This is a genomic window from Gemmatimonadota bacterium (genome assembly GCA_016712265.1).
In the GTDB taxonomy this organism is placed as follows: domain Bacteria; phylum Gemmatimonadota; class Gemmatimonadetes; order Gemmatimonadales; family Gemmatimonadaceae; genus RBC101.
The window spans coordinates 1-24,790 of record JADJRJ010000007.1; the positions used below are offsets into that span (position 1 = coordinate 1).

Annotated in this window: 23 protein-coding genes and 3 pseudogenes; 18 read left to right on the forward strand and 8 right to left on the reverse strand. The window is 66.9% G+C overall.

The features are described from left to right. Window positions 1-267 precede the first annotated feature (267 nt). Window positions 268-627: an alpha/beta hydrolase gene (locus IPK85_00750; GenBank protein ID MBK8245928.1), complete on the forward strand. Its 360-nt coding sequence runs from the start codon at window positions 268-270 to the stop codon at window positions 625-627. Between the two features lie 73 nt (window positions 628-700). On the opposite strand, the gene IPK85_00755 is transcribed toward IPK85_00750, so the two are convergent. Continuing rightward, window positions 701-1,597: a hypothetical protein gene (locus IPK85_00755; protein ID MBK8245929.1), complete on the reverse strand. Its 897-nt coding sequence runs from the start codon at window positions 1,595-1,597 to the stop codon at window positions 701-703. Between the two features lie 39 nt (window positions 1,598-1,636). Here IPK85_00755 and IPK85_00760 point away from each other — a divergent pair, with 39 nt between their 5' ends. Together IPK85_00760 and IPK85_00765 are read left to right on the forward strand one after the other, a co-directional pair. After that, on the forward strand, window positions 1,637-1,801 hold the full coding sequence (locus IPK85_00760) for a hypothetical protein (GenBank protein MBK8245930.1): 165 nt from the start codon (window positions 1,637-1,639) through the stop codon (window positions 1,799-1,801). A 4-nt stretch (window positions 1,802-1,805) separates the two neighbouring features. Next, window positions 1,806-2,264, forward strand: coding sequence for a hypothetical protein (locus tag IPK85_00765; protein MBK8245931.1), 459 nt, complete (start codon window positions 1,806-1,808; stop codon window positions 2,262-2,264). A 44-nt stretch (window positions 2,265-2,308) separates the two neighbouring features. On the opposite strand, the pseudogene IPK85_00770 reads toward IPK85_00765, so the two are convergent. Continuing rightward, a pseudogene (locus IPK85_00770) lies at window positions 2,309-3,074 on the reverse strand (metallophosphoesterase family protein). Window positions 3,075-3,172: 98 nt separating this feature from the next. Beyond that, on the reverse strand, window positions 3,173-3,511 hold the full coding sequence (locus IPK85_00775) for a thermonuclease family protein (protein MBK8245932.1): 339 nt from the start codon (window positions 3,509-3,511) through the stop codon (window positions 3,173-3,175). Between the two features lie 462 nt (window positions 3,512-3,973). On the opposite strand from IPK85_00775, the gene IPK85_00780 reads away from it, so the two are divergent. After that, the gene (locus IPK85_00780) at window positions 3,974-4,339 is read left to right on the forward strand and encodes a nuclear transport factor 2 family protein (protein ID MBK8245933.1); all 366 of its coding nucleotides are present in this window, start codon (window positions 3,974-3,976) and stop codon (window positions 4,337-4,339) included. 76 nt (window positions 4,340-4,415) lie between these two features. Here IPK85_00780 and IPK85_00785 read toward each other — a convergent pair whose 3' ends face one another. Next, the gene (locus tag IPK85_00785) at window positions 4,416-4,784 is read right to left on the reverse strand and encodes a hypothetical protein (GenBank protein MBK8245934.1); all 369 of its coding nucleotides are present in this window, start codon (window positions 4,782-4,784) and stop codon (window positions 4,416-4,418) included. Between the two features lie 168 nt (window positions 4,785-4,952). On the opposite strand from IPK85_00785, the gene IPK85_00790 reads away from it, so the two are divergent. The 3 genes from IPK85_00790 to dinD all read left to right on the forward strand — a co-directional run bounded on the left by IPK85_00790 (window position 4,953) and on the right by dinD (window position 7,872). Beyond that, entirely contained in the window at window positions 4,953-5,288 is a 336-nt protein-coding gene (locus tag IPK85_00790) for a hypothetical protein (GenBank protein MBK8245935.1), read from the forward strand. Window positions 5,289-5,394: 106 nt separating this feature from the next. Next, window positions 5,395-6,855, forward strand: a complete 1,461-nt coding sequence (locus IPK85_00795) for a DUF2779 domain-containing protein (protein MBK8245936.1) — start codon at window positions 5,395-5,397, stop codon at window positions 6,853-6,855. 144 nt (window positions 6,856-6,999) lie between these two features. Beyond that, on the forward strand, window positions 7,000-7,872 hold the full coding sequence (gene dinD / locus IPK85_00800; protein ID MBK8245937.1) for a DNA damage-inducible protein D: 873 nt from the start codon (window positions 7,000-7,002) through the stop codon (window positions 7,870-7,872). 19 nt (window positions 7,873-7,891) lie between these two features. Here the strand turns inward: dinD and IPK85_00805 are convergent, their stop codons facing one another. Next, complete coding sequence (locus tag IPK85_00805; protein ID MBK8245938.1) at window positions 7,892-8,245, reverse strand: ASCH domain-containing protein; 354 nt, start codon at window positions 8,243-8,245, stop codon at window positions 7,892-7,894. Between the two features lie 451 nt (window positions 8,246-8,696). Between IPK85_00805 and IPK85_00810 the strand changes: the two genes are divergently transcribed. Further along, complete coding sequence (locus IPK85_00810; GenBank protein ID MBK8245939.1) at window positions 8,697-9,221, forward strand: hypothetical protein; 525 nt, start codon at window positions 8,697-8,699, stop codon at window positions 9,219-9,221. A gap of 470 nt (window positions 9,222-9,691) precedes the next feature. Next, entirely contained in the window at window positions 9,692-9,901 is a 210-nt protein-coding gene (locus IPK85_00815) for a hypothetical protein (protein ID MBK8245940.1), read from the forward strand. A gap of 897 nt (window positions 9,902-10,798) precedes the next feature. Here IPK85_00815 and IPK85_00820 read toward each other — a convergent pair. Both IPK85_00820 and IPK85_00825 read right to left on the reverse strand, forming a co-directional pair. Then, the gene (locus tag IPK85_00820) at window positions 10,799-11,434 is read right to left on the reverse strand and encodes a metallophosphatase domain-containing protein (protein MBK8245941.1); all 636 of its coding nucleotides are present in this window, start codon (window positions 11,432-11,434) and stop codon (window positions 10,799-10,801) included. 15 nt (window positions 11,435-11,449) lie between these two features. Then, window positions 11,450-14,897, reverse strand: a pseudogene (locus tag IPK85_00825) (TM0106 family RecB-like putative nuclease). 1,032 nt (window positions 14,898-15,929) lie between these two features. Here IPK85_00825 and IPK85_00830 point away from each other — a divergent pair. The 7 genes from IPK85_00830 to IPK85_00860 all read left to right on the forward strand — a co-directional run bounded on the left by IPK85_00830 (window position 15,930) and on the right by IPK85_00860 (window position 21,602). Next, complete coding sequence (locus IPK85_00830) at window positions 15,930-16,736, forward strand: WYL domain-containing protein (GenBank protein ID MBK8245942.1); 807 nt, start codon at window positions 15,930-15,932, stop codon at window positions 16,734-16,736. 7 nt (window positions 16,737-16,743) lie between these two features. Continuing rightward, window positions 16,744-17,484, forward strand: a complete 741-nt coding sequence (locus IPK85_00835; protein ID MBK8245943.1) for a WYL domain-containing protein — start codon at window positions 16,744-16,746, stop codon at window positions 17,482-17,484. Between the two features lie 135 nt (window positions 17,485-17,619). After that, on the forward strand, window positions 17,620-18,657 hold the full coding sequence (locus IPK85_00840) for an AI-2E family transporter (GenBank protein ID MBK8245944.1): 1,038 nt from the start codon (window positions 17,620-17,622) through the stop codon (window positions 18,655-18,657). 723 nt (window positions 18,658-19,380) lie between these two features. Continuing rightward, window positions 19,381-19,962: a hypothetical protein gene (locus IPK85_00845; GenBank protein ID MBK8245945.1), complete on the forward strand. Its 582-nt coding sequence runs from the start codon at window positions 19,381-19,383 to the stop codon at window positions 19,960-19,962. Beyond that, window positions 19,868-20,491 carry a DUF839 domain-containing protein gene (locus IPK85_00850; protein MBK8245946.1) on the forward strand — a complete coding sequence of 208 codons (624 nt, stop codon included), beginning with the start codon at window positions 19,868-19,870 and terminating at the stop codon, window positions 20,489-20,491. Before IPK85_00845 ends, IPK85_00850 begins: the two co-directional genes overlap by 95 nt. Then, a complete protein-coding gene (locus tag IPK85_00855; GenBank protein MBK8245947.1) occupies window positions 20,460-20,756 on the forward strand; it encodes a hypothetical protein in 297 nt (98 codons plus the stop codon). The genes IPK85_00850 and IPK85_00855 overlap by 32 nt, the downstream gene beginning before the upstream one ends. Window positions 20,757-21,365: 609 nt before the next feature. Then, entirely contained in the window at window positions 21,366-21,602 is a 237-nt protein-coding gene (locus tag IPK85_00860) for a nuclear transport factor 2 family protein (protein MBK8245948.1), read from the forward strand. Between the two features lie 23 nt (window positions 21,603-21,625). Here IPK85_00860 and IPK85_00865 read toward each other — a convergent pair. Beyond that, window positions 21,626-22,950, reverse strand: a pseudogene (locus IPK85_00865) (amidohydrolase). Between the two features lie 153 nt (window positions 22,951-23,103). On the opposite strand from IPK85_00865, the gene IPK85_00870 reads away from it, so the two are divergent. Then, complete coding sequence (locus IPK85_00870) at window positions 23,104-23,538, forward strand: hypothetical protein (GenBank protein MBK8245949.1); 435 nt, start codon at window positions 23,104-23,106, stop codon at window positions 23,536-23,538. Window positions 23,539-24,198: 660 nt separating this feature from the next. Next, a complete protein-coding gene (locus IPK85_00875) occupies window positions 24,199-24,426 on the forward strand; it encodes an amidohydrolase family protein (GenBank protein ID MBK8245950.1) in 228 nt (75 codons plus the stop codon). Window positions 24,427-24,790: the final 364 nt, after the last annotated feature.

Consider the following 24,790-nt stretch of genomic DNA (forward strand, 5'->3'; position numbering starts at 1 on the left):
CAAGCCCAAAGGTGTGGAGCAGTACGACATGGCGCTCTGGTGGACGATGTCGCCGCGGTGATGCGCGCGCTGGGCCGTGAACGGGGCATCGTCGTGGGCACGACTGGGGCGGGGCGGTGGCCTGGGCGGTGGCGATGATGCGCCCCGCACTCGTCGAGAAGCTCATCATCCTCAACCTGCCGCACATGCGTGGCCTGCGGCGAGAACTGGCCACCAATGCGGAGCAGGCGCGCAACAGCCAATACGCGCGCAATTTCCAGATGCCTGATGCGGCCAGCGCTCACGCCGGAAGGGCTGGCGTCGTGGGTCACGGATGCGGCCGCCCGGCCGAAGTACGTGGAGGCCTTTCGGCGGTCGGACGCCGAGGGGATGCTCGCCTACTACAGGCAGAACTATCCGCGTGAGCCCTACATGGTGGATTCATCACCGGTGACCAAGGTGCAGGCCCCGGTGTTGATGATTCATGGGCTGGGAGATCGGTACTTGCTCCCGGGGGCGCTCAACGACACCTGGCGGTGGGTGGGACAGGACCTCACCATCACGACGATTCCTGGGGCGGGTCACTTTGTGCAGCACGATGCCACCGCGATGGTGAACCGGACGATCCGCATGTGGCTGGCGCGGTGAAGGATCCGTCGGGGTCGTGAGGCCAGCAGGCGGTGCATGGTGGCGTTGCTTTGGACGACCGCAGCTGTCGCGACTACTTCATCCACATCGCGTCTGCGCCATACAGCGTCTCGAGGTCCCACAGGTAGACCTCAGGGCGCTCCTGCTGAATCGCCAATGCGAATTCGGGTTCGAAGCCGCCGGCCGCCACCCACAGCAGTGGTGACTCCGGCTTGGCGGCCGCATGTGCCCACGCCACACCAGACCTGGTCAGTCGGTGCAGTCCCTCCATATGATGTCGATGCCACTTGGCTGAGACTGGTGTCGAGTTCCACTTGACGCCGCCGGTCATCACCCGGCCGTCGACGAGGGGGGCGACGATATCGATCTCACGCGATTGTCGCTCACTGTCCTGCCCCTCCCAACGCCCCCAATCGCTAACAAGCGGAAGGTCGCGTCGCACCCGCAACCGCTGATACCCCTGTTCGGCGACGCGCTCGAAGACGTGCCCGATGTAGCCATCGAAGAGCCCCGAGACGTGCTGGCTCCAGACGGACATCGCGTCGTTCCGCGCCAAGGCTGCCTCAAAGCGTGTGACGAAGGCATAGTAGAACGCAAAGGCCGGATCGTCGATGCGATAGCGAAATGCCGCCGTTGCCTTGGCGCCCATGTTGCGCTCGCTGCGCACGTACCCCAGGTGCATCAGCTTCTCCAGCATGCGGCGTACAACCGTATCGGCGTCCGACTGCAAGCCTGCTCGAATCTTGATCTCGGCAAACTCGGTACTGCCCACGCCGATGGCGCGCAGGATCGCCTGGTACTTGGCGACCTCGCGAAGGCCACGCTCCTGAACCAGCGCCGTCTCGATCAGCGAACGCACCTCGCCACGCGGATCGAGCAGGAGGCGCGAAATGTTCTCGTCGAGTGTTTGATCGAGATCGAGGGCCGCGAGATAACGCGGGGTGCCGCCAAACGCCGCGTAGCAGCGCACCCTGTCTCGCAGTGATGCAAAGGGCGCCATCTCCGCGACATGGCCGTAGTCGAAGGGCTCGAGCTTGGCCTTCCAAGTGAAGCGGCCGTAGAGCGGCGCTCCACCTTCGTCGAGGGCCTCAAGGGTCTTTACCGCCGATCCGGAAAGAATCAGGACGAAGGGGCGGTTCGGACGCTGCTGCTCCCAAACCGCATTGAGCTCTGACGCAATGCTCCCCAGGTCCTCTGGCGTCGTCCCCCAAGTACTGGAACTCGTCGAGCACGACGACGAGGGGCTCCGGGTTCCGTACCTCGAAGAGGAGTCGAAAGACTTGCCGCCAGGTCGGGTAGTCCTCGACGTGGAGCGTGTCACCGGACCAGTCGGCCAGGTCCTGTACCAGGGTTGCGCGGTTCTGCGCCTCGGTCGTCTCGGCGCCGGTGAAGTAGAAGACCTGCTTTCCAGACCAGATGTGATTGAGGAGGTAGGTCTTCCCGATCCGTCGGCGTCCGTAGAGGAGCGCAAGCTGAGGGGTCCCCCGATCAAGGAGCGCGCGCAGTTCCTGCTGTTCCGTGTCACGGTCGACAATTCAGGCATCTATACTCACAGAGAAGTACACTTCCATATGAGTAATGCCGCCAGCCCCTACATGCAATGGTATACTCGTATGAGTATACTTGCGCGTAAGTAATGATACTCCGTTGGCGCGGACTTCCGCCGGGTCGAAGCGCCTCCCTACGATGCCGTCGCCGCGACCGGCTTGCCCCCTGTGCGCAGGAACTCCACAAAATCCTCCGGCAACCCCGCCGCGCGCACCGCAGATGTCGCGGCCTCGATGTCATACGATACCCGCACGAACTCCACGCGCGCCTCTCCCGCGCCAAGCTCCAGGCGCACGTAGCCGGCGCGCGCATCGCCGTCCTTCGGCCGGCCGACACTTCCCGTGTTGATGAAGTGGATGCCGTCCACCGTGCGGTGCCACGGCTTGTGCGTGTGGCCACAGGCGATCGCATCACCAGCCTTGAGCCCGACCACGCTCGCCATCTTGAGGCAGAACTCGTCGGAACGATCCTCGGTCCAGTAGAGCGTGTTGAGCGTGGGCGTGCCATGCACCAGGACGAGGCGTGGCCCGGACGCGTGCCCGCCGAGTGGGTGCAGGTCGAGCGAGAAGGGAAGTCCTGCCAGCCACTGCTTGTTCGCGCCGCTCACCGTGGCGCGCGTGAACTCGTAGCTGATGTGCGAGCTCCTCCTGCCGCGGGGTCTCCGACTTGCACCCACAATGTTTGTAGTCGGTCGCGACGGTGGAGTCGTAGTTGCCGGCGATCCCGCCAATCCCGCGCTCGCGCAATCGTGCGATCACCTCGTTGGGGAACGCGGAGTACCCGACGAGGTCGCCGAGGTGATAGATCGCGTCGATATCTCCCCGATGATCGATGTCGTGCAGCACGGCATCGAGCGCATGGAGGTTGGCATGGATATCGGAGATCAGCGCGTAGCGCATGTGGTGGCTCCTGTGGCGCTGGAATCTACCGCTGTCCGCGCGACGGTTCGATTCCCGCGAATGTCACGGAACGCCGATCGCACGGACGCCAGGAGTCGTCAGCACTTTCGGGCCCGATGATCCTGCGGGCGGCAGGCAAAGCCGTCCACATGCCACAACCCGCGCCGTTCCCGCTCCGCCGCACGCTCGGCGGCCTCGAACTTCGCCGCGTATCGAGAGGTGGCCGGGAACGGCAGCGCCGCGGCCCATCCCTGGCGGACCATCTGCCAGTTCACCATCTCGCCGTTGTGCCAGACGTAGGCCAACACTCGATCGTACTGGTCTCGCGCGGTGTTGTCGGACTCGAGTCGCACGGTATCGCCAACGACAAGCAGTGAGGCGAGCGCGGCCGTGGCCGCCGAGCCGTGAGGCTCCTGCGTACGCTCCGGGGCGTCCATCCCAATCGGACGAATCGTGCCAACCCCGGCACAATCGAACGTGTCACCGTCTATGATCCGAAACCGTGCAGGAGACGGAGAGGCTGGCTGGCATCGTTGGAGGTGCGAGGTCCGCCGCGCGCGATTCGCCAGGAAACCCGGCGAATTCCTGCGCCGGTGTCGCAGCTGAACACCTCCGCCCACCGTTGGATCGATGTCCCCGCGCGACCGCCTGCGCCTCTGACAGGTACTCGCCTCGTGTCGTGCTGCCATAGAACTCGGTGCCCCGACAGTGGTAGACGCCGGAGCGCGTGTTCACCCACACACTGTCGGTGCCCTGTGCAGACAGTGGCGCCGACAGGCTCACGAAGGCGAAGAACGCGACGAGGCACGGTGTGCGCATGAGAACGTTACGAGTCAGTGATTTGACGGCGGTGTGAGTTCCGTGCACCTTGCTGCCCCCTTCAACGTCGAGCCACGGAAATGACCACGCAGGAGATCGGCACGCAACTCATCGCCTTGTGCCGTGAGGGCAAGAACATCGAGGCGATCAACACGTTCTACGCCGATGACGTGGTGAGCGTCGAGGCCGGTGGGCCGCCCGGGATGGACCGCACGACGCATGGAAAGGCTGGTGTGATCGGCAAGAACCAGTGGTGGGTCGAGAACCACGAGATTCATGGCGCGTCGAGCGAGGGGCCGTTCCCGCATGACGATCGCTTTGCCGTCCGGTGGACCTATGACGTGACCCACAAGCCCAACGGGCAGCGGTTCACGATGAACGAGGTCGCGCTCTACACCGTGAAGGACGGCAAGATCGTGCGGGAGGAGTTCTTCTACGCGATGTAGCCTCGCCCGTTCGGGGCAACAGAAAGGGGACGGCCGCGGTGGCCGTCCCCTTCGTGTTTGACTGCTACCCGCGTGATTACTTGCGCTTGGCCGAGTAGGGGAACTCGCCCATTCCTTCGGCGACGATCTTCCCTTGCAGGTTGTCCTTGTCCTTAAGGGCGCCGATGCCCGTGAGGTTGATCATCTGGCCACCGGCGTCGATGGCGAAGGCGAGGAAGAGCGAGTCGCCCTTGGCGAAGCCCGCGACCTGCGCGCTGCCGACCTCGGACTCGAACGTCCCGCTGATGCTGTCCGCCTTCTGCTCGAGGGTGAGGGTGGACGCCATGGCGCCCTGGGGCCCATCGACGACCACATCCCAGGCGCCGGTGAAGTTGGCGAATGCGGTGGCGGCCATGGTGCTGGCGGCGACGGCCACGGTGAGAACGATCGCAGAGATTCGACGCATGGTGGGATCAGAAGGGGTGAATACGGCTGGGCTGGCCGGGAACCGACCCGGTGAATAGTGGCACGGCCGGCCCCGGGACGGGAGTCGCCTGACGGCGCCCGGCCCCCGGAGCGCCACTTTGTAACCGGGGGAGGGCCGAAAGTGCCGCCCCGGGAGGTACGCGGATTCATGCCCCATCGTTTCGCCCTGATCGCGGTCAAGCTGGTCCATACCCTGGCCTGGGCCGTGTTTGCCGGCTGTATCCTGGCGATCCCGGTCTACGCATGGCGGCGGGAGCTGGGGGTGGCGGCCTGGCTGATCGGGATCGTGATGGTGGAGGTGGTGGTGCTGGCGGCGAACGGGATGCGCTGTCCGCTGACGGCCGTGGCGGCGCGGTACACCCCGGAGCGGCAGGACAACTTCGACATCTACCTGCCGTTGTGGCTGGCGCGTTACAACAAGCAGGTGTTCGGGTCGCTCTTTGCTGGTGGGTTGGTGTTCACGCTGGTGCGGTGGTGGTGGTGAGGCGGGGTCGCCGCTGCCGGTGCCACATCTCGCCACTGGACGGCGGCGGTCCCGCGGACTTTGTTGTGCGGAGCAGGCCACCTTTGGCCATTTGTCCCACGAGGTTGTGACCGCACCATCCCTCACCAAGCGCGACATCCTTGCCGGGCTCCAGTGTCATCGCCTCCTCTGGTGGCAACGGCACGAGCCCGACGCCAAAGAGTTGCAGCCGGATCGCGTCCTGCAAGATCTCTTCGACCAGGGCCGCCAGGTCGGTGAGCTCGCGCGCGCGGCATTTCCCGGAGGCGTGTTGATTGCCCCGGGTTCCCGCGAGGAGCGCACCCAGCGCACGGCGGAAGCGATCGCCGACGGTGCCGCGGCCATATTCGAAGGGGCGTTCATGGCCGACGGCCTGTTCGTCGCCTGCGACGTGTTGGTGCGCGACGGCGATGCGTGGCACCTCATCGAGGTGAAGTCGTCCACGTCGCAGAAGGATGAGCACATCACGGATGTCGCGGTGCAGGCGCATGTCCTCGGCCGCAACGGCATCCAGCTCGGTCGCATGGACGTGATGCACCTCAGCAAGGAGTTCCGGCATCCTGCTACGGGCGATTTGTTCGCGCGCACCGACACCACGGGCGAAGCGAGCGAGCAGCGGGAGCGAATCCCGGAGGCGTTGCGGCGCCACCTGCAAGTGCTCGAGGGATCGTTGCCCGATGTCCCGATCGGGCTGCACTGCGCCGAGCCGCGGGAGTGTCCGTTCTACGATCGGTGCTGGCCGGACGATGAGTGGCACATCGCCAACCTCTACAACGTCGGGCCGAAGAAGGCCGCCACGTTCATGAGCGCGGGGGTGCACTCCATTCGCGACCTGTCCGAGAAGGACAAGAAGAATTTCACGGTCCGCCGGCAGGTGCGCGCCATGGACGAAGGGCGGTGCCTGGTCGAGCCAACGTTAGGCGCCGCCCTTGCCGTGCTCGACGTAGAGCCGCTCGGCTTTCTCGACTTCGAGACGATCTCGCGGGCCGTCCCGGTGTGGGATGGCATGGCCCCGTGGGGGATGGCGGCGGCCCAGTTCTCCTACCACGAGACAAAGCCCGGCGGCGGCTATCGGCATGCGCAGCACCTGGCCGAAGGGCCGCAGGACGCTCGCCCGCTCATCGCCGAGCGTTTGGTGGAGGCGACGCAGCATGCGGTGAAGGTAGTGACGTATTCGGCGTTCGAGAAAACCCGCATCCGGGAGCTGACGCGGGTGGTGCCGGCGCTGGCGCCGGAGCTCGAGGCACTGGAGGCCAAGTTGGTCGACCTGCTGCCCATCGTCAGGGACAATGTGTACGAGCCGCGGTTCCGGGGGTCGTTCTCGCTCAAGTACGTGTTGCCGGCGCTGGTGCCGGAATTGACGTACGAGGACCTGGTGATCGCGAACGGGATGGTGGCGAGCGTGGAGATCGCGCGGTTGTTGTTCGTGGCGGATCGGGTGCCGGCGGAGGAGAAGGAGCGGGTGCGGAAGGACCTGCTGGCGTATTGCGAGCGGGATACGTGGGGGATGGTGCGGCTGGTGGAGGTGTTGAGGGGGATGGCTGCGTGAGCCACGGGAGCGCCCCCGACCATTGAACACCTGCCACTTGTTCCTGGTCAGCCGGCGGGTGGATACTGTGTGAAGCGTGTTTGATCGGTACGCTCGGCGTCGATCCGCATTCTCACGATACGGTGGAGTGGGAGATTCATGGAGATGACGCGAGAAGGGCGGCCGACGTTCGAGGAGCTTCGGCGCGAGAACCAGCATGGGGCGGAGTACTGGAGCGCCCGGGAGCTGCAGCCTCTGCTGGGTTATTCGCAGTGGCGCCGGTTTGAACAGGCCATCCAGCGCGCGCGGGAGTCGTGTGCGCAGTCTGGAAACGAGCCAGACAACCATTTTGCCGGCGCCGGCAAAATGGTCCCGCTGGGCTCAGGAAGCGTTCGGGATGTGGACGATGTCCACCTGTCCCGGTTCGCCTGTTACCTGATCGCCCAGAACGGTGACCCACGAAAGCCACAGATCGCGCTGGCCCAGAAGTACTTCGCGATCCAGACGCGGCGCCAGGAGCTTTCGGACCAACTGAGGGCTGACCATGAGCGTCTGGAATTGCGCCGAGAGGTCGCGGAGGAGTTCAAGGCGCTCTCCGGTGCGGCCCAGGATGCCGGTGTCCAGAGCCGCATGTTTGGCGTATTCCACGATGCGGGCTACAAGGGCCTCTACGGCGGGCTCGGCCGCGAAGCGATCAAGCGCCACAAGGGGATAACGGAGAAAGAGCACCTGATGGATCGCATGAACGCCACTGAGCTCGCGGCCAATCAGTTCCGGATGACCCAGACCCGGGACAAGCTGGCGCGGGATCGGGTGAAGGACCAACAGGCCGCCATCCGCACGCACGAAGACGTGGGCAAGGAGGTGCGTGCCGCCATTGGCCGCATTGGCGGCACCATGCCGGAGTCGATCGCGCCTGATGAGCCCATCGCGCAAGTAGAGCGGCGTGTGAAGTCGACGACTCCCAAACTCGAACTGGACGGGCGGGATGCGGTGGGTTTACGCGGCGGCGCGCCCGTCAAGGCCGACGACGCCTGACGGTTCGGCTCCATCCCCATTAGCGGAACACCGGCCGCCACCAAATCGGCTGCGGCTGGTTCACAGGACGTCGGGGACGCCGAAGGCGCCGAGGATGGGCAAGCTCATAGGCGTAGTAGTCCCCCGAAGGGATGTAACGACACCCGGTCACCTCCACCGAGCCGACGATGCAGCCGGCGGGTAGGTCGCCCGGGCTGAACTTTGACTTCTTCCATGACGCGGGGTCATCGGCCGGCGTCGCACTCGCGTAGATGTAGACTCGCCCGCGAACCTGGGTGGCAATGGAACGATACTCCGCCACCTTCTTGCCCTGCAGGATGAGCTCCGCGTATGGCTGGCGGATGCTGATTGCTCGGAGAATGCGAGGGGGCATGAAAGTGGGGTCGATTCGGCGGGATTCTATGTCGGGCTCGGCCCCGCCGACAGTGCGTCATACACCCGGAAACACGGGTGGCGAACCTAATGACGGCGGGCCACCTTAGGGACGCGAGACCAACGGTAACCGAATGCGACTCCTACCCAATGCGGGCAACCAGCGTGTCGTTGATGAGCTGAGCGTCCACCTGGCCTCCGCTGCATCGCTCGACATCGTGTCGGGTGCCTGCTCGCTCTTTGCGTTCTAAGCGCTCGCCAACGAGCTGGGGAGACTCTCCGGGGCGCGCTTCGTACTGCCGGCCGAAGAACAGCGCCTTGAACTCCTCGGTAGCACCGAGGACCGGGGAGCTCGCAACCAGCTCCGCAATCAGTCCATCGCCCGAGCCCTCACCGAATGGCTGAAGAGCCGGTCACAGGTGCGGATCACCCCACGGTTGCTCGGACAGGCGATGCTCGCCACCCGTGACGCGTCTCTACAGCCGACGGCCGTTCTTTCAGGCACGTGCGACTTTACAACCGCAGGGTTAGGGCTCACCCCGCAGGACCAGCTTGGCTTCGTGCAGGTGGCAGACCCCAGCGCTGAGCGCGTAGCGCTCGGTGCCTGGTTCGACAACCTCTGGGCTCGGCTTCCCAGCACCGGAGGCCTTGAACACCTGCTTCGGCAGGTTGAGCGTGTGGCCGCGGACGAACCGCCGGCACTGATCTACCTGGCGATCCTCTATCGCCTCTTCCATCAGCAGGGAGAGGGGCTCGACGAGGACCAGGTGGTGCGCGCGGCGACAGGTATTCGGGATACGGTGGTGTGGAAGAAGCTCTACCGGTTCCAACGAGATGGCGTCGTACGGGCGATCGACAAGCTCGAACGCTACGGGGGGTGCATCATCGCCGACTCGGTGGGCCTCGGGAAGACCACGAACTGCGCAACGATCGCGTGCTGGTTCTTCGCGGCGCCGGCCGAGTCCTGGTTCACGTGAACAGCGAGCGCGTCGCTCCAGCAGGGGGCACCGTCTCGCGCTGGCCGTCGTCGATGGCGTCGGACTTTGCCAATCCTGTCGGGAGGGGTGCGCGACCGACCGGCTCGTGCGGTCGGTTCCCATCCTCGAACTATTTAAGTCCCACTGAATAGTTCGCGCCCGTCCGCGGCAACTTGCAAACGACATTTGCGAGTTGGCAGTGCGACGGGGCTTTCCGGTCGCTCGGCGCTGAACTATCCGGAATTTCCGGATTGTTCGCGCCGATCCGGCCCGGCCGCGGCGTTTGGTGCGTCATCGGCTGAGTCGGTCGCAGTCGCGCCGACAACTCCCGCACCGGTTTGTCGGCGTCCGGACGCGGCCCGTGGCAGGGTTCATCCCGCGACTCGCCGCTACGCCGCGGTGGAACTTCACCCTGCACGCCCCCATGGCACGCCGCACCGGGCAGCCGGCGTGGGCCCCCTGCCGGCTGCGTGCGCCTCACGGTCGACCTCGCGGTCACCGGCCTCGGCGGTCTCCCGAACGGTGGGGAGGGGATCGCGATCACCCGCTCGGACCACTTCCGCACCCGCGTTCGCCGGAACTTCGCGGTACTTCAAGGGATCCGCGCTGTTGCCGCGACCGCTCAGACTGGTGTCGCCTCGGGCCGCGCTGGCGTCTGGCCGCAGAACATCGCCTGCTGAACACAGCGCATCAATTTCTGGCGAGGCTGCTCGGTCGTCTCCGCGGTCCGCCGAATCTTGTGAACACCGCGCCCGGTGCCCTCGCCGGCTCGCTCTGTGGCCGCTCAGCTTCGCCCGGCCTCGTTCGCGCGGTGCTGAACTCCTGGGCGATCCCGCCCTGGCATCTCGACGGCCCGCGCGGTCTACCGTGTCAGCCGCCGAACTTCCGGGCGACCTCGCCGAGTGGTCGGTCCGACCCGCGCAGTCTCCTCCGCCCGCCGCCCAACTCCCGCGCCACGCCGCCGAATGGTCGGTGCGGTCCGCGCAGTCTCCTCCGCCCGCCGCCCAACTCTCGCGCCACCCCGCCGAATGGTCGGTTCGGTCCGCGCAGTCCCCTCCGCCCGCCGCCCAACTCTAGCGCCACCCCGCCGAATGGTCGGTTCGGTCCGCGCAGTCCCCTCCGCCCGCCGCCCAACTCTCGCGCCATCCCGCCGAATGGTCGGTGCGGTCCGCGCAGTCCCCTGCGCTCGCCGCCCAACTCCAGGACGAACCCGCCCAATCGTCGGTGCGGTCCGCGCAGTCCCCTGCACTCGCCGCCCAATTCCAGGACGAAACCGCCCAATGGTCGGTGCGGTCCGCGCAGTCTCCTCGCAACGCCGCCCAACTCCCGAGCGAGCTCGCGCAGTCTCCTCTGCGGATCGCTCAGCTCCATGCGCACGCTGCCCAATCGCAGAAAGGACGCCCATCATCAGCTCCAAGCCAACCCGGCGCCGGTTAACACGGCGACGCTCAAGACGCGTAACTGACTATCTGGCAAATACTTGCACGTCTGGCATCACTCTGCTCCGTCGCCCGTCACCGGGAAACACATGATCCGCCATTCAGGTGGAGCAGGAGTCTCCTCCGAACGGCACGGCCTTACAGATCCACACACACCGGCGCATTCGCCGGTGCGTAGCCCAGGTCGCACACGCAGGCATTCACGTACGTCACCCCACCGGCCACCTCCACGCCGTGCGCCTCGTGGATGTGCCCGAACACATGCACGCGGAGTGCGCCGAGCGAGGGAATCCGAGCGGCCAGGGCCTCGCAGCCCACCCGCGCTCCGCGCGGCCACGCGACCGTGTCCAGGAAGCCATGCGGCGGGCCATGCGTCACCAGCACCTGCACGTCCTTTGGAATCAGTGCCCACTTCTCCGCCAGGGCGTCGCCGCGTTCAAGATTGAACGCCCAGTCGTGGAACCACGGCTGCCACGGCGATCCCCAGAACCGCACGCCGTCGATCACGCAGCCGCTGTCGCGCAGGTAGGTCACGCCTGATGGCACCAAGGACTCCGCCGCCTCGGGCGAGTGCTCGAAGGCGAAGTCATGGTTCCCGGCAATCAACACCTTGTGTGGGTGCGGCTGTGCGGCGAACCAGTCCATGAACGCCGAGATCTCGTCTAGTGATCCGCGGCCGGTCATGTCACCGGCATGCACCAGCACGTCTCCCTCGGGGAGGGGTGCCACGGCCTGGTGACGGGAATGTGTGTCGCTGATGAGAACGAGGCGCATGGGGCGGCAGGCGGCCTACGGGCTCAACTCCCGGAACCGGCAGACCCCGTTCGCCAGCAACATCTGCCGCGGCGTCGAACACTCCGGCTCGAACACCCGCGGGCTCGCCACCAATATCGCCAAGCACCGCGCTCGCGACGTCGCCACGTTGAACCGGTTCCGGCTGAAGAGGAACTCAAGCCCGCGCGGCGCGTCGGCCGCACTGGATGCGGCCATCGAGTAGATCACCACTGGCGCTTCCTGTCCCTGGAACTTGTCCACGGTACCCGCCGACACGCCATACGGGGACAGTCGCTCCACCAGGCGAGCCACTTGCGCGTTGTAGGCCGCGACCACGAGGATGTCGGCACCGGTAAGCTGGGCGCGTTCCCCCTCGGCGTTCGTCCATGTCGCCCCCGGGGCGGTCAGTTGGCGCACCAGCTGCTCCACCACGTCGACCTCGACGTCTGCGTACCCGCGATTCCCCTCATGCACGACCTCGACGACCCGCACGCCACTCCCATCGAACACCCCGCAGCCAGCGAGTACCTGCGCTTCCAACCCATCCTTCGACCGGAGCTGGCCTTCGTAGTACATCTCGGAGGTAAAGGCACAGACCTTGGGTGCGAGCCTCCAGGTGATCGGAAGAAACAGCCCCACATCGGGCGCGATCACCGAGCGCTCACCCAGCACATGATGCAGCGCCGAGTTGCCGACGCCGTCAGGATGACTTCCCTTCGTCGGTTGGTTTAGCTGCTGGGGATCGCCGAGCAACACGAGGCTCGCCGCGGCGCGCGAGACCACGACCGTGTTGGCCAGGGCCATCTGCCCGGCTTCGTCCACAAAGATGACGTCCACTGCGTGGGCGAGTTCGGGCCGCGCCCAGAACCACGAGGTCGCCCCCATCACGTCGATGGCCTGTTCGTGAAGCAGCGCTGCCCCTTCCTTGTTGTCCGTGACCTCACGGATGGCCGACGATGCGTCGCTGGCGTCCTCCGCACTCACCTTATGCGCAATACGCACGTCCAACCGCAGCTCAACGGCGGCCTCGTGTACTGCCTCCAGGAGGTTGCGAATCGCCTTGTGGCTGTTGGCGGTCACCCCGACCTGTTTGCCGGCCTTGACCAGCGCGCAGATCATGCGGGCGCCGGTGTATGTCTTCCCGGCCCCGGGCGGACCCTGCACGGCCAGGGTACTTCGGTCCAACGTTATGGCCACACGTTCCGCCAGCCGCACGTCCGCGTTGCTGCCGTCAAACATGACGGGAGTGCCTCCGCGGGATTTCAACCGTGGTGCCCTGCCGAGCAGCAGGTCACCCGCCGCGCCGAGGTCCGCCGACTCGAGGTCGCCGCTGGCCGCAACCCGCTCCCCAATGTCCAGCAGAGCGGCCTCCAGGATGCCGGGATTGATCCACGTATGCTCGAATGCGGTGGTCGCATGCAGGTCGGCGTTTGTCGGCCCCTTCGCTACGTCGATCGTGCGCAACACGCGGTCGACGGCGACCACCTTTCCCCAGGTGCCGTCCTTCAGCTTGAGCTCACCCCCGGCACGGATCTCCATTTCCTGTGGAGGCCACGCATACCGATCGGTCACGGTGCCGGTGGGTTTGCCCTTCTTGCTCAGCTTCTGCCCAACCCGCGCGACAAACGCGAGCCCGGCGACGGCCTGCGGCTCGTCGACCAGCTCATCTTCGGGCAAGTCGCGGAGCCGGAAGTACTCCCACCACGTCGCCTTGTCCTCGCGCCGATGCCAGTCCAACAGGTACGCCAGGATCCATCGCGCTTGTTGCTCAGCCGAGCGTGCCGCCCGCTCCTCGGGGATCCCCGCCAGGAGGCGCTCACGCAATGCCTCAACCTGTTCCGCCCTTTCGTCTGGCTCCTCCGGCTCCTCGATCGGTGGCACCGGACGCGGGAGGTCGACGCCACCGGCGATCGCGTGGCTTCGCACCGACTCCAGCCACTCGCGGAGCCGCCACGTCGATACGCAGTCGTCGCGGTTGTACCCCTCCACGGCAGCCCGGACCTCTGACGGCGCCTGTTGACCAACTCCCAACTGCAGGTGCTGCTCCATCGCCCGCAGGGCACGGTTGGCGTCCATCAGCTCCACGTCGCGCACGTACCCGTATGCCGGCTCGAGGTTCTTGATGGAGTACCGTTCGACGCCGACGTGCAGCCCCTGCTTGACCGCGGCGTAGAGGTCCACGAAGCGACCGCCTCGCAGCAGGGCATCGAGGTCGGTGGCACGGGTGGCGTATCGCCCCATCAACCGCTTGAACGCCGCAGGTTCATACGGCGCGTAGTGGTAGACGTGCATGCCCGGGAAAACCGCCCACTGACGCATGATGCGGTCCATCACCGCCTCGAACGCGATACGTTCCTCGTGCGCGGTCAGCCCCCAGAACGCTTCGTACACCGGCGTCCCGTCATGTGCGATCGAGACGACGCCGAAGAGGTACTCTCGTCCGCCTTCCACAGCATGCGGGTCGCCCTCCAGATCGAGAAAGAGGTCGCCGGGTGAAGGCTCGGGGAGTCGGCCGAGTCCCTGGCCGGGTTCCGGTGCGCGCAGGCGATGTAGGGGGACGTCGAGGCCGCGAGAGGCGACCTGGGCCTCTGCCTGGGCAATCACTCGGGCATAGGACTCTACCGAGCCGCGCGAAGGCTTGAAGGGGAGGGCCTCCAGTTCGGCGACAGCCGTCACTGTACCAATTCCGTGGGCGGCGAGTTCATCGCGCTGCACCCGGGTGACGCCGGCAATCAGCGAAAGGTGGTCATCGGCCAGCCGCCTCTCACGACAGCTGCGGTGCCAGTGACACATCCCGCAGTGCTCCACCGGCTCCGGGTAGTGCGCCGCCGCGAGCGCGTCGGCCCCGAGGGCGATCCCATCGAGCAGCTGCCGTCGCACGAGGCGCGAATAGGCGGCATAGTCGTCGACGCGATATCGCTGGATGGGCGCCACCGGGTCCGGGGTCACGACGTAGAAGTACTCAGGGCGTGTGCCCTGCAAGTCGGCGACGAGTTCCGAGTAGAGCCCGAGCTGCAGGATGGTGCCCCCGCGTGTTTCCCTCGCGAGTTTGGTATCCGCGACCTCATAGGACCAGGGGCCGAGGCGGGAAGGGGTGTCGACGCGCTGCAGGATGTCGGCGTAGCCAAACCACTGGCCGTCCCCGAGGGCGGCCTGCACGATCACGTCGGCGCCCTCCTGCATGGCGGCAATGGTGCGCGCCATGGACTCATCACGGTTGCCGATCCCGATGCCATTCAGGTCCACCACACGCTTGCCGGCGCTTGCGAGCTGCCGCACGTAGTTGGCCTCGTGCGCCTTGCCGCGCTCGATGAGGATGTCCAACAACGGGTCCTCGGCGCGGTGTACGCGGGCGCGAGTGCCCTGGGCGGCCCGCGAGGTCGAGGGCCGTGCGATGGCGGCACCCGAGGAAGTGCGACAGGTCGGTGGCGGAGAGGACGACGTGTGGGCCGTGGACGCGCACGAAAGGCAGGGTCGGTGTAGGCCGGGAAGGTACACCAGGGGACTGACAGGCGGCGACGACGTGGGCAGGACGTGTGGGTGTCAGTACCCCATCGCAGACTGGATCGCAGCACCAGAAACGTCACCCGGCTTCCGGCTATCGACACTCCACCTGTATGCATTACTGCCCAGATCCCGCCCAAACGTACTTCGGCGCCTCCCTGCTCGCCGCATGGCTGGGTGGCGTCCTCCTGTGCTGGCCCGTCCCGCCCCGTGGACGCCACGAGCGCGAGGACAGGTCGAGTGTCAGACCCCCCGGCTACCCTGCAGACCCGAGGGAGTCACCCGCCGGGCCCGGCGGAGATGGGTGAGTGGGCATGTCAATGCCGGGTCCCGGTGTGGTGCTTCCTTCCTCGTCAGCCCCACTGCACTCTTACGGCGTGACACGGACCAACACTCGGCAGCGACCGCACCCCGCGACGACCGCAAAAGTCCAGCGTTGGATCGACCTGGTCGCGGGGCTCCTCGCGCGCGGGACCCCGGCCACGTTTGAGGACCTCGCGCGGGTCGTGCCGCAATACGACGAGGCTTGGCAGGCGGCGCAGCGAGAACGCGACCCCGCGCGGCGGCGCACAAGGCTCGCCTCACTCAAGCGCACCTTCGAACGCGACAAGGACGAACTGCGGCATCTCGGGGTGGTCCTCCAGACGTTGCCCGATCCGGAAGGTGGGCAGGACGCGTCGACCTACCGCCTGCGCGCCACGGACTTCTACCTGCCCTACCTCTGTGTGGCATGCCCCGTGCGCGGCGAGGGCGCCCCACGCCGTGTGGATCGATATGGGTACCGCGCCCTAACGACCCTCGCCTTTCCACCCGACGAGCTCCAGGCTGTGGTGGACGCGGCCGCCGTCGTGAGCACCCTCGGCGATGCCGCCCTGCACCGGGAGGCGACACACGCCCTCAAGAAGCTGGCCGTTGACCTCCCGGTCGATGCGCTGCACCCCGGTGCGGACGAGCCGACCCATTTGATCCCCGGGCGCGGGCCAGCGCTGAGGTGTTCGACGCGCTGGGTGATGCCGTGCGCCGCCGGAAGGCCGTGTCGTTCAGGTATGAAGCACCGGCTGGTCGTCCTGCCATGCGCGCGGTCGAGCCGTGGGGGTTGTTCTTTGTGGGTGGCCACTGGTACCTCGCGGGATTCGACCGCGACCGAGCGGCGCGGCGGAACTTTCGGTTGAGTCGCATGCGGGACGTCACGGTGAACGGGCAGCGCGCCGGCTCAGCGGACTTCGAGATCCCAGCGGGGTTCGATATTCGCGACCTGGGCACCGCTCGCCTCGCCTGGGAACTTGGCGAAGGAGACGAAGAGGGCGCCGTGGTGGAGTTCCGCTCGCCGGCGGGGGGCCGGCCTGCCGTGCGCTACGGTCTCCCCGTGGAGGGCATGCCGGGGCGGCAGCTCCTCACGGTGAGACGGTGGGAGCCGCTGGTCCGCTGGGTCCTGTCCTTCGCGGGCGAAGTGGCACCGGTGTCTCCGGCGCACCTCGTCGACACGTGCCGCAGTGCACTCGCGGCAACGCTCGCCTTGTACGAACAACCGCCAGGCGCCATACCCGAGCCATCGCCCCTGGCGTGTGCTGAGCGCCCGAACCGTTGGCAGCCACCGACGGCGGCCGAACAATGGCGCCGGTTGCTGGAGATCATCCCGATCCTGGCGGATGGGACCCCGCATTCGGTTGAGCAGGTGGCCGTGGCTGTGGGCACCACGGTGGATGTGCTGCAGGACGACCTGTATGCGCTGGTGACGCGCTACGATGTGCCCGGGGGGCTTTGTCGAAGGCGTCCGCGTCTTTCTCGAGGCCAATGAGGTCTCGGTGCTGACCAATCACTTCCTGCGTCCCATGCGCCTGACGAGCGCGGAGTTGTGCGCCCTGGAGCTTGGCCTGGCCGTCCTGCGACAACGCCGACCCCCTGACGAACATCCCGTCCTTGAGCGCGCTCGAGGGCGTCTGCGAGCGGTCATAACTCGCCTTGGCGAGGATCCACTGACCAACACACAGGCACGTCACGTCGTGGGAGAACACGCGAGCGCGACCAGCGTCCAGGTGGTGCGTGGAGGGATCCGCCAGCGACGCAAGCTCTCGATTCGCTATCGCGGATCGGGCCGCGAGGCAGCCACGGACCGAACGGTCCATCCGCGGAACCTCGTGGCATCGCATGGACAGCTGTACCTGCTGGCGTGGTGCGAAGTGGCGCAAGACCTGCGGACCTTCCGTCTGGACCGGGTGGAGGAGGTCACGCTGCTCGACGCGACCTTCGTGGTCGAGATGCCGCTGGACGTGGAGCAGTGGATCGGGTCGGGGAAGGTGTTCCGCGGCGATCCCGTCGAGGTGATGCGCGTGTGGTATGCGCCGAGCGTTGCCCCGTGGATCGCTGAACGTGAGGGCCGCGAACCGAACGCTGACGGGTCGTTGGTCCTCGATCATCCGGTGGCCGATCGCGAGTGGGCCGTGCGTCACGTGCTGCAATACGCCGATGGTGCCGTCGTGCTCTCCCCGCCGGAGTTGCGCGACCTGGTGTGCCAGCGACTCGAACAGATGGCGAGGGAGCTCTAGCCGTCCCAGCCGAGGTCGGCTGTCCACGCGATGTCCGCGCCACGTCTGCCCGGCTCGCCCCCTTCAGTTCTCCCGGTCAGGTCGCAGATTGCCCGCGTGACCGCCACGCGCCGCACCCCTGCACCGAACGCCGACATGACTGACGACCGCGGCACGCGCGGCATGCACGAAACCGTGGAGTGGGCCATCCGTCGCACGGGGATCCAGCTGCCGGACCCCGTGTTCCGCGGGGGACCACTCCTGGTGGACCCGGACGCGGTGGCCGAGGAAACGCCGGCGCCTCAACGCCACGCGGCCGCGACGGCAGGCGCGCTCGTGGTCCTCGCGACGCTCGCCCTGCTCTACACGCTGCACCTCGCCCGCGCGGTCCTCCTGCCGATCGTGGTCGCGATCCTCCTCTCGTTCCTGCTGCGCGGGGCGGTGCGCTGGCTCAAGCGTCACCGCGTCACCGAGCCGCTCGGCGCCGCCATCGTCGTGTTTGGGAGCACGCTGCTGGTCGTTGGGGCGCTCGCCCTGCTCTCGGGCCCGGCGGCCGCCTGGGTAGATCGCGCCCCGGGCGCCATTGGGCAGGTGGAGCGCAAGCTGCGCACGGTGATAGCGCCGATCGTGCGCTGGAAGCCACGGCGGCGCGTGTGGGGTCGATGGCCAGCGGCGCGGACAAGGCGTCGGTGCGCCGCCGCTCCGCGGTCCGGGTTTATGCTGCAGCTTTTTGGTGAGGCCGCCGACCTCATCGTCGCCAGCATCTCGGTCATCTTCCTGACCTACTTCTTGCTGGCGTCCGGCGACCTCTTCATGCGCAAGACGATGAAGGCGCTCCCGTGGCGGGCGGGATCCAGCGGCGTGCCGCAGAAGATCTCCGATGAAGTGGAGGCCGCGGTCAGTGCGTACCTGCGCGTCTCCATGTTCATCAACATCGGCCTGGGGTTGGCAACCTGGGGGATCCTCGCGCGACTCGGCATGCCGAACGCGGGCTTGTGGGGCACCCTGGCGGGGCTGCTGAACGTGGTGCCGTACCTCGGGGCCATCGCCACCACGGGGATCCTCGCCGTGGCGGCACTCACGGTCTTTGACAACCTGGGATATGCCCTGCTCGTCCCCGGCGCCTACTTCCTCCTGAACATGGTGGAGAGCAACATCGCCACGCCCCTGCTGCTCGGGCGCCAGTTTCCCTGAACCCGGTGGCGATCCTGGTCGGGGTGATGGGTGGGGCTTCATCTGGGGATTCCCGGGGCGATCCTCGCCGTTCCTCTCATGGTGACGCTCAAGATCCTCTGCGATCACATCCCGGCGCTTGGGGGGGGGGCCTACCCGGGGGAACGGGCGGGAGCCAGGAAAAAAGGCAGGGGGCAGGGGGCCCGCGCCCCCACCACATTGGCCCCCCCGCGCCACGCCCCCGACGGCCCCCGGGGGGGGGGGGGGGGGCCCGCCCCCCCCCTCCGCGCGACACCCAAACGGGGGGGGACCGGCGGGACCTCTCCCCCGGCGCCCGGGGGGGGGCGGGCCGCCCTTGCCCGGGGTCGGGGACGGGGCCGGCGGCGGCGAACGACCGCGCCGCGAGTCGGAGGATTACCTCAAGGTCGGCGCGACCTTCCTGGCGCCGCACGACGCACCGCGCACGGGTCAGTGGTAGAACGCGACCGCGGCTCCAGAACTCCCCCCCCAGGGGGGGGGCAGGGCAAGGTCGAGCGCGTGTTACAAGTTTGAGGGCCCGACGGCTTCCGGGCGGGGACGTTCCGCCATCCTTTGGGTCGAGCGTGATACACATCGCGAGCACCTCGCGGACGCGCGTGCGAGGCCGGGGGGGAGGCCTCGGCCGTGCCGGAACCGTCACGCGATCGACCCCTCCGGACCTGAGTCTTGCAGCTCCCGCAACGACTCACGATTACCGGAGGTACCATGAGAAGGCTCGGCGCACTCGCGCTCTTCACCTCGGTCGGCGTCCTCGCCGCCTGCACGGATCCCCACAACGCGCTCGTCACGGATGAACCGGTGGCGAGCTTCGATCTCGCCGCTTCCAGCGGCGTCTTTGCCGGACCGCCCAGCATTGTCCCCTTCACGGGCGACGCCGCTTGTCTCGACAACGGCCAGATCATCAAGGACCCGACCGACGAGCCGTTCCAGCTGCCAGCCGGCTGGACGCAGAAGATCATCACCTACGAAGACGACTTCCCGACGACCAACTCGGAAGTCAACTTCGACATGCTGACGCTCAACGAGACGGGCCCCGAGGCGGGGCGCTACCTCTATCGGACGCACGAAGTCGACGACTATGCGGCCCTCAGCCGCGTGGACCTGCTCACCGGCACGAGCACGTTAGTTGCCGAGCGCCAGGATTGGGAGTCGTTTGACGGCCTGGTGTGGACCCCGTGGGGGCACGATCCTGATGGCCGAGGAAGTGATCACGGCCAGCTTCCGCGATCCGCAGTATCCCGACATCGAGCGTGGGTTGATCTACGAGTACAACCCGACGACCGGTGACGTGAAGGCCCTGCCGGCGGTTGGTGCGCGGTCGCACGAAGGGTTGCGCTTTGACAGCCAGGGGAACTTGTACGGCATCTCCGAGTCGCGCGGCATTGCCAACGCCGGGAAGCCTGGCGAGTCCGGCGCCATCTTCAAGTTTGTCCCGACGCGGAAGGGCGACCTGTCCGCGGGCAAGCTCTACGCGCTCAAGGTGCGCAACGGGCAGACGCGCACGGGTGAGGCGACCTGGGTGGAGCTGAAGCTCGACCAGACGACCTTCGACTCCGATGCGGCCGCGCAGGCGGTGGGCGCGACGGGCTGGGATCGTCCCGAAGACGTGGAAATCACCCGTCAGGGCACTTCCGACGTGATGTACGTGGGTGTCACCGAGAGCTCCAACCTGGCCAAGAACAACGGGCTCCGTGCTCAAGATCGTGCTCCGGTCGAACAGCTTTGCCATGGTGAGCAACTATGTGTTGCCGGGGGTGAACGCGCCGAGCGAAGTCGCCGATCCGGTGTGGGGCTCCGACGCCGGCCTTGGCTTTGACGATCCGGACAACCTCACCGCGCTGCCGAATGGTGACATCCTGATCAACGAGGACGACTCGCCGAGCGACACCTGGCTCGCGCGCGGCAGTGGGCCGATGGCGACGACGGTGGTGGAGTTCTCGCGCTTGCTGGACTGCGGGGCGGAAACGACGGGGATCTACTACGACAAGTTCCGTCGGATCCTCTACGCCAACTCGCAGCACGCGGCGCTGCACGGTGGCCGCGACCTCACGGTGGCGATCTACCCGCCGAAGGGTCAGTAAGACCTCTGATGGCGTCGACGGGCCGGGGGCAGATTGTCCCCCGGCCCGTTTGTCGTCCCGGCTCACGATTGTCGTGGGAAGCCACCCATCGGAGGCTGCCACGGGGGTAGGATGCCGCCTCGCTGCCCGTCAGAACGTTGCAATCAGCCGCCGACAAAGGCTGCAATTGGCCGACATGAGTACTTACCTCGTGATCGAGCAGGGCGGAGACCTACGGCACGGACCTGGACTTTGTGAGGATGGCACACGCCATCCCGTGACCTCCGGGGGGCGCTGATCCTGCGCCGCAGGTCGACCGCCTCGCCTTCCTCAGGAGGCGCACTGACCGCACCTTCCTGCGCGACCCCGCGTCCCGAAACTCCGGGTGCTGAACGGTATTCCCGAGCCAGTCCACGACATGCGCGCGATCCTCGCCTGCCTCACCCTTGGGGCCGCCCTGCTCTCGATGGCCGACGAGGCCGATGCCCAAACGACCGAGCTCGATCGTTCCCTTGAACAGTTGGTGACGGACTACGCGGCTCTACACGCGAGAGACGTTCGCCGAATGGCGGGCGCTGTTCCTGCCGACCTTCACGTCCAACGTCCACGACGGCAGACGGGGAGACGAGCGTGCGATCGCTGGAGGCATTCCTCGGCGCGCAAGAGCGCGGGTTCCGGGAGTCGCAACGCATGGGCGAGCGGCTGCAGAAGGTGCGCATCGACCGTCGCGGTCGCATCGCCATGGTCGCCGCCGACTTTGAGTACTGGAACAACGACACCACACGGCGTGGGACGCTGGTGCTCGCGGCCGTGCACGTGCGCGAGGGGTGGCGCTTTCAATCGTTGGTGTTCTCCTACCCCGACTGAGGCCACCCCGCTCGCTGGGAGAGTCAGGGCACGGGCTTCGGTAAGCCGCCCGATCGCAGGAAGTCCATCGCCATGTTGGTCATCGCGCGCACGCCGACGGGCAGGGCGCGATCGTCCGCCTGGAAGAGGGGCGAGTGGTTGCTGGCGACCGTCTTGAGGTCGAGGTGCGGCGGTGTGACGGAAAGGTTGAAGAAGAAGCCCGGGGCGAGTTCCGGAGAAGCGCGAGAAGTCCTCGCCGGCCATCGTCACGCCACCTTCGCTCGCGCCCGCGTCGCCGGCCACGCGCTTGAGCGTGGGGAAGAACCGCGACACCATGACGTCGTTGTTCACCGAGCTGGGGTAGCCAATGTCCACGGTGACCTCTGCGGTGGCGCCGTGCGCTTCGGCGATGTTGGTGGCGATGCGCTTCATGCGCTCGTGGATCGTCGTGCGCGCGTGGGTCGAAGGCGCGGATCGTCCCGATCATCCAGACCGAGTCCGGGATGATGTTCTCGCGCAGACCGCCGTGGATAGCGCCAACGGTCACGACGGCTGGTGCGACAGCGAGATTGAGCTGCCGTGACACAATGGTCTGCAATGCCGTCACGATCTCCGCGCTCGTCACGATCGGGTCCACCGCGCCGGAGGGCATGGCGCCATGGCCCTGGCGGCCACGCACGACGATGCGCCAGCCATCCGCGCTGGCCGAAATCGCCCCCGCCCGATAGCTCATGGCGCCGAGGGGCCCTGGGCCGACATGCAGGCCAAAGACGCCATCCACCCCTTTCATCACCCCGGCCTCGATCATGGGCTGCGCACCACCGCGAGGCGGCACCTCTTCAGCCGGCTGAAACAGGAACTTCACCGTACCCGGGATGCGATCCCTCAGGCCAGCCAACACTTCGGCGGTCCCCGTGAGGATGGCCGTGTGCATGTCGGCCACAGGCGCCATCACGCCGGTTTCCTGTCCGTTGTAGACCGTGCGCACGGTGGACTTGAACGGAAGGTCGTTGAGTTCGGTCACCGGTAGAGCGTCCATGTCGGCACGCAACGCCACGGTTGGTCCGGGCTTGCCGCCCTTGAGGATACCGACCACGGCCGGGATGCCTCCGACGTTCTCCTGCACCTCGATCCCGAGCGACTTGAGGTGCGCGGCGACCAAGGCCGCGGTGCGCTTTTCGGCGTAGCCGAGCTCCGGGTTCTGGTGGATGTCGTGCCGCCATGCCGTGACCTTGTTGGCGATGGCGGCCGTGCGACGATCGATCTCTGCGGCGAGCGCGGGATCTGCCGTGATCGCCTGGGCAGCGAGGGCCGACGGCGAGGAGGCAGCCACGGCGGCGGCGAGGACGAGAGTGCGGAAGCGCAGCATGGGAGTGCGGCTGGTCGGGGATGCGACGAAAGTCGAAGGAAGAAAGGTACGGCGTACCCGCGCCGCACGGGTACGGGGTCGCATGGCTGGCGCGTCGCGTGGACCGCTCCGGCGGAAGGCAGGTAGTTTCCCAATCGCCCCAACCCCCACGTCGTGAACCCACTCGGTCGCTTGCGCTGTCTCGTCGCCGCTGCTGCCTTCCTCGGGCTTCCGGATCGCGAGATCCCTGCCCAACCACGTCCTGCACCGCGCCCCGAAGCGCGCGTGATCTATCGCAACGTCAGCATCATCACGCCACACGACACCACGGTGCGTGGGGGAATGGCCATTGTTGTGCAGGGTGAGCGCATCGTGCAGGTGCTGCCCGTCGCAGAACTCACCGCGGCGCAGCTCAATGGGGCGACGATCTGGGAAGGGCGTGGTGCGTTTGCCCTGCCCGGTTTGATGGATTCGCATGTCCACCTGGCGACATCACCCGATCGTGCGGACGCCGAACGCGAGTTCGCGCGACTGGTCTACAGCGGGGTGACTCAGCGCGACATGGCCGGTGACGCGCGGTCGCTCGCGGAACTTCGCGGATGGCGATGATGCACGAGGTGGCAGCGCCGGACTTCTTCTCGGCGCTGATGGCGGGGCCTCGTGCTTCAGCGACCCTCGTCCCGCGGCGTCAGCGGCCGGGCTCACGCCGGGCGCGTTCCATGGATGCAGGAAGTGGTCGACATGACGGACATCCGTCTCGCTGTAGCGTGCCCGCGGTACCGGGGCGACGGGAATCAAGGTCTACGCGAATCTTGCCGGCGACCCGGGGAGAAGATCATCGCCGAGGGAGGCGGCAGGGGATTCCGGTGTGGACGCACCTGGCAGGTGTATCCCGCGACGGCCTACCACTGGCTGGGCGCGACGGCGGTCTCACACGGCGATGATTGCGCGGTGGGCCCTCGAGCCGGGGAAGCAGGCGTATGGTCACGCGGGTCATCCCCGTGTGATGCCCTGCGGGCGGACCATCCGGAGCTGGTGAAGTACTTGGCAGCATTGGCACGATCAGGTACGGTCCCGGTCGCCACGTTGTCGCTCGATTCATTGCCTGGGGTCGCGGCGCCGCGGGGCGCGTGCGCTGTTCGGGCGGCTGGCCCGGGGGAGCTGGTGGCGGCTGCGGTGCGCGCGGGCGTCCTGGTTGGTTTCCACGGGCACCGATCGCCGACGCCACGCGCGGCCGGATCCCGCGCTCCACGATGAACTCAGGCGTTGGTGAAGGTTGCCCTGGATTTGACTCCGCGACAGCTAATCACGGCCGCCACCTTAAACGGGGCACGCACGATCGGTCGTGAGCGGGACTGCGGAACGATTGAGGCCGGCAAATACGCGTCGCTGGTGTTTGTACGCCGAAACCCGCTGGTGGAGGTCGCGAACCTGCGCACCGTGGTGACGACGGTGAACGGGGAAGTAGTATTCGCGAGCGGCGTACCGCAGGAGTGAATGATGCTGCCATGACCAAGGGCGCAGTACGGGCAGTACGGGCGCACGGGCGGCCGAGGCGGCGCGTTGTGATACGCCTGCTGCACAGGTCCCGCGGGCCTCTTGCACTTCATCCGTGCACGGCGAGCCTCAGCGTCGGCACGGGCTACCAGGGAACGGTCGGGCTGGACGGGGATTGGCGTCCGAACGAGTGAGATCCGCTGGGGAGAGATGGTCTCCGCCATTACGCCGATGGACCCAGCGCTCCCGCCTGTACATTCGAGCAGTCTCCGGACCCACCGTTCCGCACATGACCTTCCGTACTGAAACCGACACCTTCGGCCCGATCGACGTCCCCAACGATCGCTACTGGAGCGCCCAGGCC